This is a genomic window from Chryseobacterium gregarium DSM 19109, assembly GCF_000430845.1.
GTDB classification, from domain to species: Bacteria; Bacteroidota; Bacteroidia; order Flavobacteriales; family Weeksellaceae; genus Chryseobacterium; species Chryseobacterium gregarium.
In genome coordinates this window covers 66436-85109 of record NZ_AUMU01000016.1, presented here as the reverse complement: position 1 = coordinate 85109, position 18674 = coordinate 66436, and the positions used below count along the sequence as shown (strand labels likewise).

Below are 18674 nucleotides of genomic sequence, written 5' to 3'. Positions count from 1 at the left end.
TTAATATTATTGCATTAGGAACCTGTCTGAAGTTATATACATCAATGTATTCTTAAACTTTCTTACAGGTTCCTGATTTTTTACAGTTCGGCCATTTCTTCTGCTTCAGGCCATTCCGAATCTTCATCTGCATCATATCCCGAATCATTTTCTTCATCGTTCATATCATTTTCGTAATCTTCCTGTGCCGTATCCAGTGCATCGGATGCTTCAGATGCTTCGTTGACCGCATCAGCCGACTCCTGTAAAGATTGACTTTCCCATTCCTGTAAGCTGCTTTCACCTTTCTGGATTGTCTCTTCCATATTGCTGGAAGCTGATGAGAGTTCCTTGCTGGCATCAGAAAAATTTCCTTCCTCAAGCTGGGTGCCGGCATCTTTAAAAGAGGTTTGTAAATCGGAAACTGCAGATTCGTATTCTTGTGTCGGCGTCAATCCGTTTTCCAACTGCTCACTTATTTCATTATTGATATCGAACATGGTATCTTCCATGGTCTGTGTCATGACGTCCTTCTGCATAGATTCTGAAATTTCAGAATAGGAATCCGTGACAGATGAAGCGCTGGATTCAAATGAAGGCTGTTCGGCAGATACTTCGGAAACGATATCCGGATCAGGGGTATTTTCAATTTCATTGTCTTCATTTTCGTATTCCTTTTCTGAAGTTGCTTTTTCTTTTGCTGACGCTAGTTTTTCCTTAGCACCATCAAACATCTTTTTCCCGAATTCACCCAGCATCAGCAGTCCAACTAAAAGCCCTACACCCTGACAGATTTTTCCGAAAGTCGAATCAAATGAACTTTGTTTGTTTTTATCTGCCGGTTTACCCGGAATCTGCCGGGCGGTCTGTGAAGAAACAACGGTTTTATTCGCGATGGTTCCTGTCAATGTCGGACCTGCCAAATAGGTAGAAACAGGCTGGCCATCTTTCATCGACGTTTGAATTACATTCATCCATACAGGTGTCAGACTGACCGAAACATCACCTCCCGGATTGCTGTCGCCCATGGTGCCGTCTCCGTTCATTATAATGGAAGTTGGTTGTGTATTATCCGTATAGACCGGATTTCCGCTGGCATCCTGGGTGCATAATTTTAAGGTAGCTGAATTTTCACTGGCTGTAGAAATGATGTTCATGGTTCCTACTAAAACCGGCACATATCCGGACGGAGCAGGATTCGGAGCCTGTTCATATAGGTAAAAAGGTCCTTGCCAGCCTGATGTGAACATCTGTAACCAGCTCATTACGGCATTCCATGAGCTTAAAGTACATGCTTTAAAGTTTTGCGTGGAAGCAAAAAAACTGTTTACCGAAGCTGTACTGCCCCCTTTTAAAGCGGCATATAAATTTTTTGTCAGCGCCGAATTCGGGTTGGCCATCGCATAGCGGTGAAAAAGGAAAGACTGGATCATCGAATTCTGATCGTCAGCGGTAATTGTAAAAACCAACGGCGGCGGATTGTCAAATGAGAATTGTACAGCTGCCATTACTTTAATCGGAAACTGGTAAAAATAAAGACTGCTTAGCTTTTCGATCGTTCCTGTATACATAGCCTGTAATTGCGATGCCGTACGGATAGTCTGGATCGTCTTGGTGCTTCCCGCAGGGATCGTATCCAGTTTTGTATAGGTATACGGCACTGTTTGTCCGGTTGTACCCGGATTGAAAACATCATAAATATCAACCGGTATGGTTGAATTGTTTGTAATTTGAACAGTAGGGTTATTAGTATTCATAATTAAATAGATTTGGATTAAAAATTATTATGGATTAAAATTACAGAAGTAGTGATTTTTATCTTTCAGTAGTATTACCTGTTTTTATATTTTAGTATTTATACTGATTTATCATTCAATAGTGAATTTTGCGTAAGAATCATAGACACTGCGAAAAGTAATGATTGTATTTAATTGTCTTTTATCCTTTTACCGCAGACAGGTCATTTTAATATGTTCTTGGCGAGGCTCTTAATTTTTCTAAATGATCATATTATTAATCACAACCATGAAATTAATGTAGAACTCGGGTATTCAATAGGAATGTGCCTGAAATGCAAAGAACTAAAGTAGGTTTACACTAAGTATTATGCAGTATGAAAATTTATAATTTTGCTCATGTGAAATATCTCATCGAAAATTTTGTTAATTTTTTTCCTGATTTATTTGAGCAAGATCTTAATAATTAATCTCAAAAAACGATTATATAAAACATTAATGATGGCAAATATATTTACCAAATCAGGAATATCAATCTAAATAAAATTTAAAATAAAAAATAATTGTGATACTAAATAGTCAAATCGTAAAATAAATTTTAAATTAGTGGCATAGATAGCTTTACGAGTTATATAAATTGGATTGATGCAATGTGTAAATCTGGAAGTTAAACGTAATATCACAAACAATAATGCAATGAATTATCTAGTCATATTTACTTTCATTATTTTTTTTATCATTATTTATCTGGATCGGTCCTATTCTGATAAAATTGTTCGAAAGGAATTACAAAAATTAGTTGAAATACATAGTAAAATATGTTTAGAAAAATTTAATGTGAAATGTTCGAATTTTACATCTGGTAGAAAGAATTTAGGTTTTCATTATAGAAAAGCTGATTTATATTTTATTGAAGATGCGTTTATTATAGTTGGGTTTTACACGTTATGTACAAAAAAGATATATCGAAGCATGCTTATACTGACAAATGAAATGGAGTCCTATAAATCAATCTTTGACAGAGCTGATGAAATTACAGCTCCAAACCAATTGAATATTAATTCTTCAAACGGAGAGGTTTATATTGATTTTGGAAAATCTTCTTTTACTTCAACTAATGTTTCAATACATTTGAAAAACCTATCTGATTCAGAAAAGAAATTAATTACAATAGAAAGAAACTAAGGCTAAAAAGGATTTTGCATCGGTAGGGAAAATTGCAAAATCAAGTTTTATCCTTCTATTGAACTTTATTTCAAAATTAAGAACTTTTGTTTCGACTGTCCCACTGGTTTAGTATATAATATTTTATGTCCCTGGATTTAGATAAATATTAACAAAATCTCTATCGTATATGATAATTTTGTATATTTAGAATAATAAATCAACTAACTTATAACCATGGAAACAAAAAACAACATCGGAGAATGGTCAGCTACCGTGACCAATGAAGGTAAAGCACCACAAATTACTATAAATGGCAAATTTCCTACGAATGGAAAAAAACCACGTTATCATTTAATTAAGAATGACCCGCAAGGTATTAATGACTCCGAATTATTGCTAACCTTGGCTTTTGGAAGTTTAGCGACTGCAGAAGGCACTGTTTTTTTCTCTGTCCATTTTAATGAAGCCATTACTTCTGTTGATCAGTACAAAACTGTAGCAGTGATAGATGATAATGGCAGAAGCATTGCAAATATTGGTGTAAACAATTCTTAGACTGATGCAGCCTCTGCTAAGGCTGATTTTTAATTTAATTGTTAAATTTAAAAACCCAAAGCACAGCTACAGATTTCCGTAATGAATCTCATAGACAAACATTTATTTTTGAATCTGATATTAATTATTTTGATATTAAAAATAATGCTTAACTAATTTTTTTGCAATGAGTATCATTCAGGTGATCAAACCGGGGCCAAAAGCAAATAAACCCAACGGAGAAACAGACAAAGAAGGAGGGTAAATCCTCCCAATCAGCCTAAACAACCAAAGGTAAAGCCTCATGACCATGAGAAAGGCGACTAATATTGGATAACAATGAATAAGCAGCTCAATGAGCTGCTTATTCATTTATCTGCTATGGCCTTTAGAGTTAATACCATTATTTTAATGATTTCTTTTTAATTACTGTCCATACTCCGCTTTAGGATAATCGGCGTATCCATGCTCACCGCCGGCATAGATAGTGTCCGGATTGCTTTCTGAAAGGGGAATATGATCTCTGAAACGTTCTGCCAGATCGGGATTGGCAATGAACGGTGCCCCGAAAGACACCAGATCGGCAGTCCCTTCTTTCAGAATCGTGTTGCCGCTTTCCCGGGTAAAGCCCAGATTGGCCATAAGCCGGCCGCTGTAATTTCGGCGGAAATGCATGAAGTAATGATCCTGTAATTCCGTTACAGGGGTACCGCTCAGATCTTCTGCCGGCCCGACAATGTGCAGATAGGCCAGATCATAGCCACTCAATTTTTTTAGGATATATTGAAACAGAGGGATGGTTTCTTTATCGGGGGTCATGATTCCTACGCTGCTTAATGCGGCCGGGGAGAACTTGATCGCGACCCGGCTGCTGTCCCAGATTTCAGTGACCGCATCCAGGATCTCAAATATGATCCGGGCACGGTTCTTAATGCTTCCGCCATATTCGTCGGTGCGCTGATTTGTGGCCAGGCTCAGGAATTGCGGGATCAGCATTCCGGCTAGGGCATGCACTTCCACCCCGTCAAACCCGGCCTCCCGGGCATTTTTTGCGGCCTGCTGATAATCCTGTACGGTTTGTTTAATCTCGGCAACCGTCAGCTCCCGTGGCGTCAGGGAATCTTTAAATCCTTCGGGCGTAAAGGAACGGGTCTGCGGATTGACGGCTGAAGGTCCGGCAGGCAGCTCGCCGTCAAAGAAATCCGGGTGTGACGCGGACCCGATGTGGCCCAACTGTGAAAAAATCAGCCCGCCTTCAGCATGGACCGCCCGGGTCACCAATTTCCATCCTTCCACCTGCTGCCTGGTGTAGATTCCCGGAACATTGATAAACCCTATAGATTTCGCATTCACCCAGGTGCCTTCACTCAGAATTAACCCGGCGGAAGCGCGCTGGGCATAATATTCAGCCATTAAAGGCGTAGGGATGAGTCCCGGATTCGTGGCGCGCCCACGGGTAAGCGATGCCATTACGATCCTGTTTTTCAGCTGCAGATCGCCCAATTGGTATCCTTCCAACAAAGGCTGTATTGTATCTTCCATTATTTTTTTTTAACAAATTTCCGGTATCTGCCACGCTAAAACAATATAGGGTAAATGAATACCATAGGGATAAATTTATCCCTACCTGCAGATTCGGTTAAATGCGTATGTTTGTATAAACAAACGTGCTATGTACGAAAGAAAGATTCCCCTTACCATAGACTGCGGCCTGCATCTGACCCGCGAAGTGCTTAACGGCAAATGGAAACCGGCACTCCTGAATGCGATATCGATGAATGTAAAGCGCCCGAGTGAAATCCAGAAGCTCTTGCCCGATGCCACCCGCCGGGTACTGAATGTGCAGCTGAAAGAACTGGAAGATCATGGGATGATTGAAAAGAAAATTTACCACCAGTTACCTCCGAAAGTGGAATATTCTTTAACGGAAATAGGATGGTCATTAATGCCTATTATTGATGCGATGAATGTGTGGGGAGATACCCACCGGTCTTTTTTAGAACAGGTGATTACCCAGGACCCCAGGATTACAAAAACCTCAAAATCAGCATGCGATATGCTTCAGAGGATCGATGCGGCGCAAAAAACTTAATGAATTGCTGACTTTAAAACTCAGGAATCTTATATCCTGTAATCTCTCTCGTTCAGAATACGTTAGGATATGTTGTCTCCTGAATTTTCTCTTATTGTAATCACAGCCTCTTCAGTCACACTTAAAAATAAAGTTTTGGGTTAATAAAGTATGGATATCCTATCCTGGCGTTATCCTGTATGCGGTTTCCAGCAGGACAAAAAAATCCGAAGAAAAATGATTCCTTCGGATATATTAATGTTAATAGGCGTTAGCCTGTTTTGTACAGATCCAGCTTATTTTTTGACAAATTTTTTATTGATGAACCGGTCTTTTATTTTTGTCGTTAAAAGATAAGTCCCATTGGGCAGTGACGATACAGATACCTGATTGCTTCCGGATAAATCTTTTAAAACCAATTTACCTGAAACATCATAAATCTCAATAGACCCTATTTTATCCTGAGTCCTAACGTTAATATAGTCTGATGCGGGATTAGGGTAAATGTTTATGTTATTATCATAATGGGCATCGGAAGTGGCCAACAGGTCCGAGTTTACTATTTTGATATTGTCTACCGTAAATCCGGTGCCATAGTCATCGTACGCAAAATCAATGATTCCGGGATTGGTTGTTGCAGCTGAAATATCTTCACTTCCTAACAGCATATTGTTTAAGAAATATTGCACAACATTGGTGGCCTTATTGATTACCATTTTAAAATGATACCATGTATTTGGTGTAATTGTAACGGATGTAACATCTACTTCATCAGTTATCCCATTATAAACAGCAAGATTCCCTTCCTCATAGTCTATCACAAAAGCTCCTATGATGGCATTACTGTTGTCACGGACCGCCATAAAATAATCTGAGCCTTCAATATTTTCGATCTTGTAATCAAAGGAATATTCGGTTGTGGCAAACCCGGTAATGTTCTTTCTGACGCCTCCGTCGTCGGTAGTATCATTGCTGACCACCTGTAAAGCGTTTGATCCTGCAGTAGCAGCAGCAGTATTGACGATCATTCCGGTGTTAGGGCCGGAGCCTGTACTTCCCCAATAATTCCATCCCTGCTGGTTGTTAATGTCCCCCAGTGTATATCCTTCTGAGGTTTCGAAGGATATCGTCTGGCTGAAAGCCAATAAACAAAACGAACCTGTTAAAGCTAACGAAAGTAATTTTTTTATCATCGTATTTTTTTAATCCGGCAAATATACATAAAATTAAAAAGTGTATTGAACAGCAAAGTATACCGTAAATAGTTGACAATCTTTATATGATCTGCAGTCCTAAGGCATCCGGATCTGCAATTTGGTAATGCCCGTCAGCTTCTTTTTCCCATTCAAAAGTAAAAACCGGGAAACGGTCCGTTTTCAGTTGGTAGCGGATGTTCTTAGAGGTTAAAAATTCCTGTATCGTCATGACAAGGTTCTGAATAACCCAGGTGCACATAGAAGCCGCCTGATCTTTAAAAAGGTTTATCCTGTCCAGAATTCTTACAAAGGTCAGCTGGACGATTTCTTCTGCATATTCCTGTGACCGGACCGCATGGATGGCCAAGCCGTATAAAGTGCAGGAATATTGCCCGTACAGCTCATCAAAACCTGCTTCCGGATCTTTTTTGATCAATGATAAAAGAGCTTTATCTGAACCTGCTTTTGATTTATCTTTAACAATAGTCGTTTGCATAATGACTGTAACGTTTAATTAACCGACCAAAAGAGTAGTAAAAATACGGACAAAATAAAAGCAAAAGATGATCAACGCCTCCGTACAAAATTCCTTGACGGTCATAAAAAATGATCCTGATCTTTGTTTTCTTTTCCCGAAAAAAACGGCCGGATATTTAGTTTTAGCAAACGGTATGCTATAAACAGCAAACAGATCAATATTTTAACAATAAAGCTTTAAAGCAAATGAAATCCCCTTTCATCAGAAAATGGGTCCCTGCGTAAACGGGGCTGGATCTGCATGGGCGGTAAACGTTTTCCAGAACCGGGATTACCCGTCTGCATCGGCCGGCGGATGCAGTCACCGGACGCTTTCCCGGCCGTTTCTTTCTTCTACAGGACCACAGGATCTGCCCGGGCCATATCCGGGCAAAGCATAAATGATGAATTTGATTATATTTTTTTAATTAATTAATGTTTTACGATAATTAATTATATATTTGCATTATTAATTATTCGTGATATTATGAATCAGACCAAAACCATTTCCAGGATCCTCTACTATGTATGCCTGGTATTATCAACAGCCTATCTGCTGACCTTTGTGTATTCAGTGTTCTGCCTGGCCACCGGTTTTTCCACAGCTCCGTATAAGGAAAACCTGTATCTCCACATCCATTACCCTTTTACGGAACAGCCGTTTATCAACATTGAAAATAATTATCCCTATATTATATTTTCATTTTTAACGGTACTGTTATGTTACGGGATTTTTTTCTGGTTCTCAGCAAAAGTGTTCCGGGTTTTTTTTCAGACCAAATTATTTGCCGAAGAAAACATCATGCGGTTAAAAAGGTTTTATGCCTATAATATTTTCTTCCCTCTGCCTATGGTCATTACCGCCAGCTTCTTTGTAGAAGTGGAAAGCATCATATGGGGGCTGGTCTTCATCCATTTTATGCTGGGGATTTTTTGCCTTTTTCTGGCCAATATTTTTAAGCAGGGACTCCATTTACAGAACGAACAAGACCTATTTATCTAAAATGCCGATTATCATTAACTTAGACGTCATGCTCGCCAGGCGGAAAATGCAGAGCAAAGAACTGGCAGAGAAACTGGGCATCAGCACGGTTAACCTCTCTGTTCTGAAAACAGGAAAAGCAAAAGGCGTACGTTTCGATACGCTGGAGGCCATCTGTAAAGCCCTGGAATGCCAGCCCGGAGATCTTCTGGAATATAAAGAAGAATAATTACCCGTTAGAAAAACCTTTATGGCTCTGCAGCGGCATCAAGCTGTACCCGATATTTTTTAAACGCAGTCTGAAAAGCAATGGAAACGTTGCCGGGATGCCTGCATCCTAAAATCAATCTTATGAATACCTTACGCATCAGCAACCTGAACCTCACGTACAAAAACGGCTTCCGGGCCATTACGGACATCTCTCTGGAAATCGGAAACGGAATATTCGGCTTATTGGGACCCAACGGCGCCGGAAAATCATCCTTGATGAAAACCATTGTGGGCTTACAGAAAACGACTTCCGGAAATATTATGTTCAACGGAACCGATGTTTCTGTAAATCCTGATCCCATTAAAAAGAACCTGGGATTTCTTCCCCAGGACTTCGGGGTTTACCCCAAAGTGTCCGCCTACGACCTTTTACAGCACATCGCTGTCTTAAAAGGCATCGGAGATCGTCCGGAGCGGAAAAAACAGATTTTAAACGTATTGGAAAAAGTGAATCTTTCCGATTTTAAGAATAAGGAAGCCCACACCTTTTCGGGAGGGATGAAACAGCGTTTTGGGGTTGCCCAGGCTTTACTGGGAAATCCCAGAATCATTATCGTGGACGAACCTACGGCGGGTTTGGATCCTGAAGAACGAAACCGTTTCAATTCTTTGCTCAGTGATATCAGCAGCGATGTCATTGTCATTCTTTCCACCCATCTGGTGGAAGACGTCAGAAACCTGTGTTCAGAAGTCGCCATTATCAAACAGGGGCAGCTTCTGAGACAGGGAAATCCCGCCGGGCTGATTGCCGGTCTGGAACATAAGATCTGGTCCAGGAAGATTGATAAAACCCAGCTGGAACATTACCAGTCCCATTATCACATCATCAGCCAGCAGCTCATCGAACGAGCATTATACATCACCGCATTCTCGGAACACCCGCTTCCTGATTTTTCTGCCGTGCATCCTTCGCTGGAACACGTCTATTTCCATACGCTCACTCAAAAACCATAAGTATGAACGCTTTCTTTTTATTTGACGCCAGACGCAGTATCAAGCATTGGCCGGCCTGTGTTATGGCCTTACTTTTAGTATTGACCGGCATTTTTTGCGGAAACCAGTTCAACCTTACGGTTGGGGAAGGGATCTATTTAAATTCGCCCTACACTGTTGGTTTTATGACCGGAATGCTGAGCCTGGTCATTATCTTTTTGGCGATCATTTATGCCATCCGGATTCTTTTTAAAGACTGGGATTCAAAATTCAGTGCACTCATTTTTTCTTACCCATTTTCAAAACAGACGTATGTAAAAGGGAAGTTCCTCACTTTTTTTCTGCAGACTTTTTTAAATTTTACGTTGTTGATGTCCGGTTTTATCATCGGGCAGAATCTGCGCACAGGAAGTGAAATCCAGCCTTTCTTTAATTTCCGGCACTACCTCTACCCTGTTCTGGTTTTCGGCATGGTGAACAGCATGGTGGTCTGCAGTTTTTTATTCTTCATCGCATTCACCACGAGGAAAAAGCTTCTGACCGTTATCGGCGGACTGTTTCTTTACGTGGTTTATATGATCATCATGGTTTTTTCCGATTCTCCGTTTATGGCAGGAAGCCTGCCGCAATCTTTAGCCACCCAGCAGTTTTCGGCACTGGCGGATCCTTTCGGCATCTCATCCTATTTTCTTGAAGCAAAAATGCTGACGGTTAAACAGAAGAATACCGTTGTGGTGCCTTTTTCCGGATACTTACTGATCAACCGAACGGTGTTCCTGGGTATTTCAATCCTGTTATTATTGTGGTCCTACAGGTTATTTTCGTTTTCCGCATATGCCCGGCATCCCAATAAAAACAAAGATAAAAGCCGGGTTGCCCGTGCTTCCGATATCGGGATTACGGGAAAATTCACCACCGCAGAACCAACATTCGGGTATGCGGCCAAGGTAAAATCCGTTGTGTCACTCGCAAAAATCGACCTTATTTACCTTTTTAAAAGCATTACCATGGCAGCCGTTTCCGTATTGCTGTTGTTCTTTATAGGAATGGAAATGTACGCCGAAATCGAAAAGGGAATCCGTATCCCTCAGAAATACGCAAGCTCAGGGCTGATGGCCACCACGATCTCAGAAAATTTCCACTTATTCGGAATACTGATCTGTATTTATTTTACCAACGATCTGTATTGGAGGAGCCATTCATCGGGGTTTTCAATGATTGAAAAAAGCACGTATTTTTCTAAAAGCAAGCTGAGCGGACATTTTCTCAGCGCCGTTATTTTAATGTTCTTCCTTACCGCCATTCTTATTGCGGAGGGATTGGGATTCCAGCTTGTTTACCATTATTTTCACATTGACTGGAATGCGTATTGGGGAACGGTTCTGTTCAATACGTTTCCGCTGATCCTTTTCTCAGCTTTTATGCTGCTGATTAATGATGCGGTCAAAAACAGATTTGTCGCCCTTGGGATTTCCCTGATGGCCGGCCTTACGCTGGCCGGACCGCTCTCTGAAAAAATCATTGCGTACCCATTATTGCTAATTTTTTCAGATTACAAGGGCGTATACAGTGATTTCAACGGATATGGAATGTATGCCCTGGCTTTTGCCGAACGTCTTGCCTTTGGAGCGGGGCTGATTGTTTTTTTATGGCTGCTCAATGCATCGTTCAAAACCCCGAAACCCGGTATCAAATCAATCATTCTCACCGTCATGATAATATTATCCGGAACTTTTGCAGCAAGCCTTTTCATAAAAGGTTACCTTCCGCAGAATAAAGAGGGGGAAATCCTGCAGTCCGTGCGCTACGAACAGAAATTCAAACCCTATGAAAGGCTTCCGCAGCCTATGGTTACCGACGTTATGACTTGGATTGACCTGTATCCGTCTGAAAATGCCTATAAAATCACCGGGACCTACCGGCTGGTGAATCCGACTGATACCGCTATTAAAAATGTTCTGATCAATTTCCATCCGGATCTCAGGATGGTATCAGCCGTTTTCAAAACGCATTCAGAATCAAGGAAGATCAACCGGGAAGTCACCGAAATTAAGCTCAATCAGCCTTTACAGCCCGGTGAAACCGCCCGTCTTGATTTTACCATTTCTTATGACTGGTCGCCGGTGAACGGCCACAATCCGTTCAACGCCATCATAGAAAACGGGTCTTTTATGAGGATCAGCCGGTATTATCCGTTGTTTGGATACCTTAAATCCAATGAAATTGAAGACGAAAACAAGCGTGCGGAATTCAGACTGGGAAAAAGGGCCGGCTTAAAGAAAGCGGATGATCCTGAAGTCTTCATAAAGGATTTTATTAACCTGGACATGACCGTGTCCACGGAAAAGGATCAGACGGCCATCGGGACCGGAGACCTGAAGAACCGTTTTACAAGAGGGACAAGAAATTATTTCCGGTATAGGGCCGGTAATATCCCGTTCCGCTTTGCGGTTTCTTCGGCAAGGTATCAGACTAAAAGAATGATGTACCACGGAACAGCCATCAACATTTTTTACCATCAAAAACATGCTGAAAATGTAGACCACCTGATGGAAAGTGCCAAACTTACGCTGGATTACTGTTCCCTGAATTTTGGGAACTACCCTTATAAAACCATCAACTTTGCAGAAGTTTCTTCCTTCTCCAACGGTTTTGCCGCCACCGCTTACCCTTCATCGGTTTTTATGGCTGAAGATATGCTGTTCCACGCCAATATCCATACAGATCAGAACCAGGATGTCATTAATGAACTCGCCGGCCATGAACTTTCCCACCTCTGGTGGGGAAACAGCCGCATCGATCCGGATGACCGGGAAGGAGCCGTGATGCTTACGGAAACCTTGGCCATGTACACTGAAATGATGCTCTACAAAAAGAGACACGGCAGAGAAAAAATGATGGAAAAAGTAAAGATGCACCAGCAAATTTTTGACAGCGGGAAAGGCCTGTCCGAACATCAGGCGCTGTACAGGGTAACGGGCGAAAACACGCATATTTCCTATTCCAAAGGTGCGGTAGTGATGGTTAAGCTAAGTGAACTGATCGGTGAAGACAAGGTGAATACAGCACTAAGGAATTTTCTTCTGCACAACCGTTATCCTAAAAAGCCGGCCTCTCCGGATCTGATTAAAGAATTTTATAAGGTAAGCCCCGATACCGAAACTAAGAAGAAGATCGATGTTCTGTTCAGGTCAGAATAGCTTCAGGCCTCCTGAACAACTGTTTTGACGGTGTATCCGGACCTCTTCCTGCAGCATCCCGTAAAACAGCCGGAAGGAATTCTTTTTTTGGTTTGATAATTGCTAAACTTTTCTTACACCAAAAAATATATGATATGATTACCTTACTTAACGATGCTCCCGAAAATGTTGCGGCATTCAATGCCAGCGGTGAAATTAATCAGGAAGATTTTGAAAATATCGTCATTCCCCATGTCAGGAACAAAGTGGCCAAGTTTGACGAATTGAATTATCTGCTGTACTTAAATATGGATGCAGCACATGCTGATGTAGATGCGTGGATGACACAATCACTTTCAAGCCTTAAAAACATCTCCACGTACAACCGTGCAGCCATCGTAAGCGATGACGCCGGAATACAGAAGCTGAGCGGCCTGAATAACAATGAAAATCTTAAGTTCTTTCCAAAGGACAATGTCTACAATGCCCTGTACTGGTGCAATAACGGCGGTGAACCTGACTATCCTGAAAGTTAAAAACCAGGCTTTCAGACAGCACCGTTACAGAGTATACAATATCTTTTTTTCAATACCATCACAATACTCCGAAGCCTATGGCTTCGGAGTATTTATTTAGAGAATAGTACCTGCCTTAGTTTTGTTCAGAACCTGATCAGTTCTTCAGGCATCGTCCGGCGGGATATTTTCTAAAAACGGATCGGCAAATAAGAACAACTGAACGGTTGATTGGTGAAACTCGTTAGCCTCTGAGCAATCTTAAGGCGGTTCATCTCTTAAAATAATGGTTCGTCGGTGTAAAATAAATATATATATTTTTTTTTACTTTCTATTCACTTTTGTCCAGAAGCCGGGCGATTTCACCTACATCCTCATTAGAGTACATCATCATAATTCCCTGCGTTAGAGCAGCCTGAGCCAATATACAGCCCTGGTTTTGAGTACTAACAGCATTTTGCTGGGCATCACTGATAGCCTTGATGAGATTGGCATAAAAGGGGTCACTTTCCTCAGATACCGGATTTTCAGTACCGGCCGCCTGAACTGCAGTTTCTGTATTAAGATTTTTTTTGGCCGGATCAGATTTAGTATCGGCCAGCAAAGTGCTGATTTGCGATGGGTCTGACGGAACATTACCATTGATTTCCCTCCTGACAGTGATCGCCTCCTGCAATATCTGCATTCTTTGCTGATGGGCCAAATCATTTAATTGTGCTAAAGAGGCGACAAATACATCATTGTACGCTTTGATCTCATCCGGTGATAATAATTTTGTTTGTGACATAGAAATGATTATTTAGTTTTGTATCCAAAGATAACAATAATATCCGCCTGTCAGAGTAAATAATGCAATGCCTACCCATAGGGTAAAGGATTTAAAGGACTATTAACGAATATCTGCAGCTGATATTTGCACAATGATTATATTTGGACTTCAGAAAAATTACTTAAAAACTTCTTAATCAATAAAAATGAATGCACTGAAAATATTTTTAACTTTTGCATTAATTTCTTTTTCACTTTCTGATGCAGCGGCCCAAAATATAAAAGGAATCCATTCCATGGTCATTTTCGAATTTAAAGGAAACGGAATTGTGAAAATTGACCGTCACGGAGAAACCAATTCCGGAGAAAAAGTTGATCTTAAAAACCTAAATGAAAAAATTGAACGGTTTTTAATCGCTGACGGATATAAAAAGTCCGAACCCAATAATAATCCCCCATCTCCGGTTTAAAAACCCACCGATGGAGCTAAAAACACGTATATCACCGTGATTATGGAACGCGATTATCTGAAGGACAAAGATTTTGCCAACAAGACCCGGTTTATTAAAGAATATAAAAACGTGGAACAGGACTTTAACCAGTATGAAATCCTGAATTTTTTCCCGGAAAGCGACAAAGAAAAAATTCTGAACACCTTACAGAAAAAGTAAGTTCGCTAATAGGGTACTGATAAAATGCGGATGCAATCCGTTGTAAATAGATATTGATCCATCCTTAATTTTCCTTCCGATGGGTTTTAACATTTCCGACATCAAATTCCTGTTCAGATACTATCAACACTGTCTTCAACTTTATATTTACCGTCGGTCATCATATTAATTCACCTGTTCTCTTCAATTTTCATAAGGCGAAAGACCGGAATACAAATCCAACGCCTATATAATGGCTTTACAGGCATCAGGCATCTTTCGGTAAAGTAACAACGGCCGCCTCTTTGCCAAATTTTTTCAGCGTTAGAAAGTGCGAGCGCAGTGCGGATAAAAAGGTCTTATTTTCAATATAAGGCAAATTAAATTCCATTGCAGTCTGCTTTACAATGACAGAGATCTCTCCGTAGTGTATATGGCAGACTTTAGGAAACAGGTGGTGCTCGATCTGCCTGTTCAGTCCGCCCAGAAAAAATGCCGCGAGCTTATTGTGCGTTGCAAAATTCGCTGTTGTACGCATCTGGTGCTCCGCCCAGGCCTCTTCCATCTGTCCGCTTTCGTTGGGCACCGGGAAACCGGTACCTTCAACAACGTGGGCCAGCTGAAAAACCAGTCCCATGGTCAGACCTTCGGCCATATGCAGAAGCAGGAAGCCGGCCAGAAACTGCCACCAGCTTACATCCAGCACCAACAGCGGCAATACGATAAAAAAAAAATAATAAAGCGCTTTATAGAAAAACAGATTGAAATACTCCCGCTTGGGATGCCTGTTCTGGTGCGCCCCGATTTTTTTCTGGAAAAACTTCACATAGTCTTTACGGAACACCCATGACAGGGAGGCCAGGCTGTAAAGGGGAAAGGCATACCAGTGCTGGTACCGCTGAATGGGATTTACATCATCTTCTTCAGCAATCCGGATCAATCCCGGGGCTACCTCAATGTCCTCATCGTGCCCGGGGATATTGGTATAGGTATGGTGAACCACATTATGGGTAATGCTCCAGACGTACGGGTTGGCTCCGATCAGGTTAAAAATAAACCCGAACATTTTATTCACTTTTTTATTGCCGGAGAGCGCGCCATGTATGGCATCATGGCAGACATTGAAGCCTACAAAGGCACTGAACATCCCCAGTGCCGCGGCAAGCGGCAGGTTCATCCAGGCAGGCAAAAGGCCCGTCATGATGACCAGGTAAATTCCGGTAAACCCGGCAAGAAAAAAGACAGTCTTGCCCCACATGCGGGCATTGGCATGCGGGCTTAACTGATGCTGGATGAAAAAATGATCTACCCTACTCCGGATGGTTGAATAAAAACCGGAACCGGAAGCTGATGAGAATTTTACTTTTTGTGACATAAGACATAATGTTTGATGTACCTGACGCAAACAAACAGATGTGCTAAGATCGGGTGTCGGAATAAGGAGGGTATTGAATTTTCCGGCACATTACCGGATTGTATACAAAGATAACTTTTTAATTGTTAATTTATTATAGTTCATCCAATGCCACATCTGCCGGGTTGTTTTGCCGCCCGCTCTCCGAGGTCAGGAGACTTCGGGGATTGTATTTCAAGTAAACAATAATGATGTAAGATATATTCTATTATTAATAATTGTATGAAAAAAAGAAAGTTATTTCCTGAACGGCTTGGGGATCTAATTTTCTTAAAGCCTTTCTGTAAGTGTGTTTACGCTGGTTTTTTTTTAATATTTAGCCTATGTAAATACACATTGAAAATCTGTGTCATTTCCATCATCTGCAGGAAAATATTTTTTTAAATAAATTTAACAGTTCCAACTTTCTCAACATTATATTCCGCTAATGTTTAATTATGTATATTAGATATATATTTTTTTTCTAAAATATTTTAAACCTTAACACTCTATTTTTATGAAAATTTTAAAAACCCTATCGCAAAAACTCACCAAGGGAGAACTGAAAGAAATCTTTGGCGGAAATAATCCTGATGTCTCCCTTCCGATGTGCAAACCAAAACAATGTGAAACTTTTAATGCCCGATGTGATTACCACAGCTGCCCTCCTTTATACCCTGATCCGCAATAATATAAAATACTGCCCAGGAAAATACATTGCCCGCAAATATCAGTCTTTATTTGCGGGCATTATGTATAGAGGGGATAGCGGAAGCATACAACCTGATTCAAGGTAAAGAGTATAAAGAAAATAAAGGTTCTCTTTTTGGAATTAATGAAGCGTTGTCATACCATCCCACGCTCCCACCGCTCCCTAGCCTTCCGAAATCGCTGACTTTGGAGATTTATTTTAGATATAGGATATTTGAAAATCAATGAATAATGGGTTTCATGCTCATGAATTCATGGGGTGACAATATTTTAATTTCCTGACGACATGTATACTTATTGCCCTTAAAAATCTTGTATATCCAAAAATTTAAAATAAGTTTTATAAACTTCTGATATAAAATTTAAATTTCACTGTAAGAAATGAAAGCAACGGACTACTAATGAAGGAAAGATCCGATATGAAAGAATCAATTTTAATTTTCTCCCAGGTTTTAAATGTGGCGGGTTATGTAAATGCAGACTGTTCGAACAGAACTCTTAAAGGGCAGATGAATGGTAAAGGGCAACCCACATTGTTTTTACCCGGCTCCGCCGGTAGTGATGAGAGTCGTGGTCGTGATATCCCAGATACGATAACATCGAAAGTTATCCCTTCATCAGGTTTCACAGGATATAAAGAATCTCCGCACAATATCGGTTTTACCCATAACAGCTGTAGATGGCAAGGCAGTAATGTAGGGCATTCTGTAATGACTGATGGACCACTCCGGATGCTAAAAACAACGGATCATCTCATCACCCCATTATAAACGCACCGTGAAAGAGAACAACCGCGATCAGCAGGAATATTTTAATGAATTGGTCAGGACCAATCATGCCAGCATTTACCGGATTTGCAGAGCCTATCTGTATGATGCTTCTTATGCCGACGACCTGTACCAGGAAATCCTTTACCAGATCTGGAAAAGCATTCAGAGTTTTAAAGGGCAATCGAAAGTAAGTACCTGGATTTACCGTATTGCGGTGAATACCGCCATCGGTTTCAATTATAAGAACAGGCACCATGATCATGTGCCTATTCCTGATGCCTATCAAATGCCTGATATCGGATCCATTCCGGAAAAGATCGAACATGAGGCACAGCTGGAAAAACTCAGGTTTTGTATCAGCCGGCTTGCTCCGCAGGACCGGATCATCATTTCGCTTTTACTGGAACAGAACAGCTATAAAGAAATCGCCGAGATTACCGGGGCAAGTGTCACCAATACCGGTGTAAGAATAAACAGGATTAAAGAACGACTGCTTACCCTAATGGAGAATAAAAAATGAAAAATTTCGAAGAACTTCAGAACAGCTGGCTTTCACAGCCGGTAGAAAAAAATACGGCAGACCCTGTTGCCCATATTGTACAGGATAAATTTGACCGGCATCAGCGTAAACTTCGGAAATCCAACCTCTGCATGAGTGCCGGCTTCCTACTTGCCGGTTCAGCGCTTGTCTGGGTATACAGTAGCTATCACAGTCAATACCAATGGCCTTTTGATGTAAGCATCGCTTCGGCGTTCAGCCTCATGATTGTTTTTGCCGTTTTAAGCTGGAAAAGTTACAGCTTCCGGAAAGACCGGCGCGATAGGGCAGGCATCGATTACCTGGACCATCAGATCGGGAAACTGAAATGGCAGAAAAAAATGATCACCCGTTATATATGGATATATGCGGTACTGTTATGGATTTCACTGGTTGGGTATATTGTAGAAATCACAAAAGGCGGCAGTCTGCTTTTAACCCTTACCGCTCTGGGGATTACCACGCTTTATATTGCAGGAATGTCTTTACGGAGCAGGTTTTACAAGCAGAAAAAACAGTTGAAAACCATTGACGGGCTGCTTCAAAACTTTGAGCAGATCCGCAGCGAAATCGCATAGGTTAAAAATAGGTTTCACGAAAAATACCCCTTCCCCATTTCTGACTGTTAAAATGACGTCGTACAGTTTCTCCGGTTCAGATGAATGAACTTTGCGGATCTCATTTTTTTACCGCTCTCCGAAGCCTCCCGGCTTCGGATTTCCGTTTTATCAACCGCTGTAAGCAAGTGATCATTATTTATAATAAA

Annotated in this window: 21 protein-coding genes; 15 read left to right on the top strand and 6 right to left on the bottom strand. The window is 41.0% G+C overall.

The window, feature by feature from the left end; translation table 11 throughout:
* Positions 1 to 80: 80 nt before the first annotated feature.
* Positions 81 to 1736, bottom strand: coding sequence for a hypothetical protein (locus H561_RS0116970; protein WP_027388098.1), 1656 nt, complete (start codon positions 1734 to 1736; stop codon positions 81 to 83).
* Between the two features lie 675 nt (positions 1737 to 2411).
* On the opposite strand from H561_RS0116970, the gene H561_RS0116960 reads away from it, so the two are divergent.
* Both H561_RS0116960 and H561_RS0116955 read left to right on the top strand, forming a co-directional pair.
* Positions 2412 to 2900: a hypothetical protein gene (locus tag H561_RS0116960; protein WP_155845830.1), complete on the top strand. Its 489-nt coding sequence runs from the start codon at positions 2412 to 2414 to the stop codon at positions 2898 to 2900.
* Between the two features lie 216 nt (positions 2901 to 3116).
* On the top strand, positions 3117 to 3437 hold the full coding sequence (locus H561_RS0116955) for a hypothetical protein (protein WP_027388096.1): 321 nt from the start codon (positions 3117 to 3119) through the stop codon (positions 3435 to 3437).
* Between the two features lie 405 nt (positions 3438 to 3842).
* Here H561_RS0116955 and H561_RS0116950 read toward each other — a convergent pair whose 3' ends face one another.
* The gene (locus H561_RS0116950) at positions 3843 to 4958 is read right to left on the bottom strand and encodes an alkene reductase (protein WP_027388095.1); all 1116 of its coding nucleotides are present in this window, start codon (positions 4956 to 4958) and stop codon (positions 3843 to 3845) included.
* Between the two features lie 130 nt (positions 4959 to 5088).
* Here H561_RS0116950 and H561_RS0116945 point away from each other — a divergent pair, with 130 nt between their 5' ends.
* Positions 5089 to 5508 carry a winged helix-turn-helix transcriptional regulator gene (locus tag H561_RS0116945; RefSeq protein WP_027388094.1) on the top strand — a complete coding sequence of 140 codons (420 nt, stop codon included), beginning with the start codon at positions 5089 to 5091 and terminating at the stop codon, positions 5506 to 5508.
* A gap of 275 nt (positions 5509 to 5783) precedes the next feature.
* Here the strand turns inward: H561_RS0116945 and H561_RS0116940 are convergent, their stop codons facing one another.
* Both H561_RS0116940 and H561_RS0116935 read right to left on the bottom strand, forming a co-directional pair.
* Entirely contained in the window at positions 5784 to 6680 is an 897-nt protein-coding gene (locus tag H561_RS0116940) for a T9SS type A sorting domain-containing protein (protein ID WP_027388093.1), read from the bottom strand.
* A gap of 82 nt (positions 6681 to 6762) precedes the next feature.
* Entirely contained in the window at positions 6763 to 7179 is a 417-nt protein-coding gene (locus H561_RS0116935) for an RNA polymerase sigma factor (RefSeq protein WP_027388092.1), read from the bottom strand.
* Positions 7180 to 7429: 250 nt separating this feature from the next.
* Between H561_RS0116935 and H561_RS24025 the strand changes: the two genes are divergently transcribed.
* From H561_RS24025 to H561_RS0116905, 6 genes are all read left to right on the top strand, one after another.
* On the top strand, positions 7430 to 7600 hold the full coding sequence (locus tag H561_RS24025; RefSeq protein WP_155845829.1) for a hypothetical protein: 171 nt from the start codon (positions 7430 to 7432) through the stop codon (positions 7598 to 7600).
* Positions 7601 to 7686: 86 nt separating this feature from the next.
* Positions 7687 to 8202, top strand: a complete 516-nt coding sequence (locus H561_RS0116925) for a DUF2975 domain-containing protein (protein WP_027388091.1) — start codon at positions 7687 to 7689, stop codon at positions 8200 to 8202.
* Position 8203: 1 nt separating this feature from the next.
* The gene (locus H561_RS0116920) at positions 8204 to 8410 is read left to right on the top strand and encodes a helix-turn-helix domain-containing protein (RefSeq protein WP_027388090.1); all 207 of its coding nucleotides are present in this window, start codon (positions 8204 to 8206) and stop codon (positions 8408 to 8410) included.
* A gap of 122 nt (positions 8411 to 8532) precedes the next feature.
* Positions 8533 to 9405 carry an ABC transporter ATP-binding protein gene (locus H561_RS0116915; protein WP_027388089.1) on the top strand — a complete coding sequence of 291 codons (873 nt, stop codon included), beginning with the start codon at positions 8533 to 8535 and terminating at the stop codon, positions 9403 to 9405.
* Positions 9406 to 9407: 2 nt separating this feature from the next.
* Positions 9408 to 12584 carry an ABC transporter permease/M1 family aminopeptidase gene (locus H561_RS0116910; RefSeq protein WP_027388088.1) on the top strand — a complete coding sequence of 1059 codons (3177 nt, stop codon included), beginning with the start codon at positions 9408 to 9410 and terminating at the stop codon, positions 12582 to 12584.
* Between the two features lie 134 nt (positions 12585 to 12718).
* The gene (locus H561_RS0116905; RefSeq protein ID WP_027388087.1) at positions 12719 to 13099 is read left to right on the top strand and encodes a SpoIIAA family protein; all 381 of its coding nucleotides are present in this window, start codon (positions 12719 to 12721) and stop codon (positions 13097 to 13099) included.
* 310 nt (positions 13100 to 13409) lie between these two features.
* On the opposite strand, the gene H561_RS0116900 is transcribed toward H561_RS0116905, so the two are convergent.
* The gene (locus H561_RS0116900; protein WP_027388086.1) at positions 13410 to 13865 is read right to left on the bottom strand and encodes a RebB family R body protein; all 456 of its coding nucleotides are present in this window, start codon (positions 13863 to 13865) and stop codon (positions 13410 to 13412) included.
* A gap of 187 nt (positions 13866 to 14052) precedes the next feature.
* Between H561_RS0116900 and H561_RS0116895 the strand changes: the two genes are divergently transcribed.
* Both H561_RS0116895 and H561_RS24020 read left to right on the top strand, forming a co-directional pair.
* Positions 14053 to 14316, top strand: a complete 264-nt coding sequence (locus H561_RS0116895) for a hypothetical protein (protein ID WP_027388085.1) — start codon at positions 14053 to 14055, stop codon at positions 14314 to 14316.
* Between the two features lie 42 nt (positions 14317 to 14358).
* On the top strand, positions 14359 to 14517 hold the full coding sequence (locus H561_RS24020) for a hypothetical protein (RefSeq protein ID WP_155845828.1): 159 nt from the start codon (positions 14359 to 14361) through the stop codon (positions 14515 to 14517).
* A gap of 247 nt (positions 14518 to 14764) precedes the next feature.
* On the opposite strand, the gene H561_RS0116885 is transcribed toward H561_RS24020, so the two are convergent.
* A complete protein-coding gene (locus H561_RS0116885) occupies positions 14765 to 15871 on the bottom strand; it encodes a fatty acid desaturase family protein (protein ID WP_027388084.1) in 1107 nt (368 codons plus the stop codon).
* A gap of 535 nt (positions 15872 to 16406) precedes the next feature.
* Between H561_RS0116885 and H561_RS24130 the strand changes: the two genes are divergently transcribed.
* The 4 genes from H561_RS24130 to H561_RS0116865 all read left to right on the top strand — a co-directional run bounded on the left by H561_RS24130 (position 16407) and on the right by H561_RS0116865 (position 18486).
* Entirely contained in the window at positions 16407 to 16580 is a 174-nt protein-coding gene (locus tag H561_RS24130) for a hypothetical protein (RefSeq protein ID WP_162143030.1), read from the top strand.
* Positions 16581 to 17019: 439 nt separating this feature from the next.
* Positions 17020 to 17370, top strand: coding sequence for a hypothetical protein (locus tag H561_RS0116875; protein ID WP_155845827.1), 351 nt, complete (start codon positions 17020 to 17022; stop codon positions 17368 to 17370).
* A 7-nt stretch (positions 17371 to 17377) separates the two neighbouring features.
* Entirely contained in the window at positions 17378 to 17890 is a 513-nt protein-coding gene (locus tag H561_RS0116870) for an RNA polymerase sigma factor (RefSeq protein ID WP_027388082.1), read from the top strand.
* On the top strand, positions 17887 to 18486 hold the full coding sequence (locus H561_RS0116865; protein ID WP_027388081.1) for a hypothetical protein: 600 nt from the start codon (positions 17887 to 17889) through the stop codon (positions 18484 to 18486). The genes H561_RS0116870 and H561_RS0116865 overlap by 4 nt, the downstream gene beginning before the upstream one ends.
* The last annotated feature ends 188 nt before the right edge of the window (positions 18487 to 18674 follow it).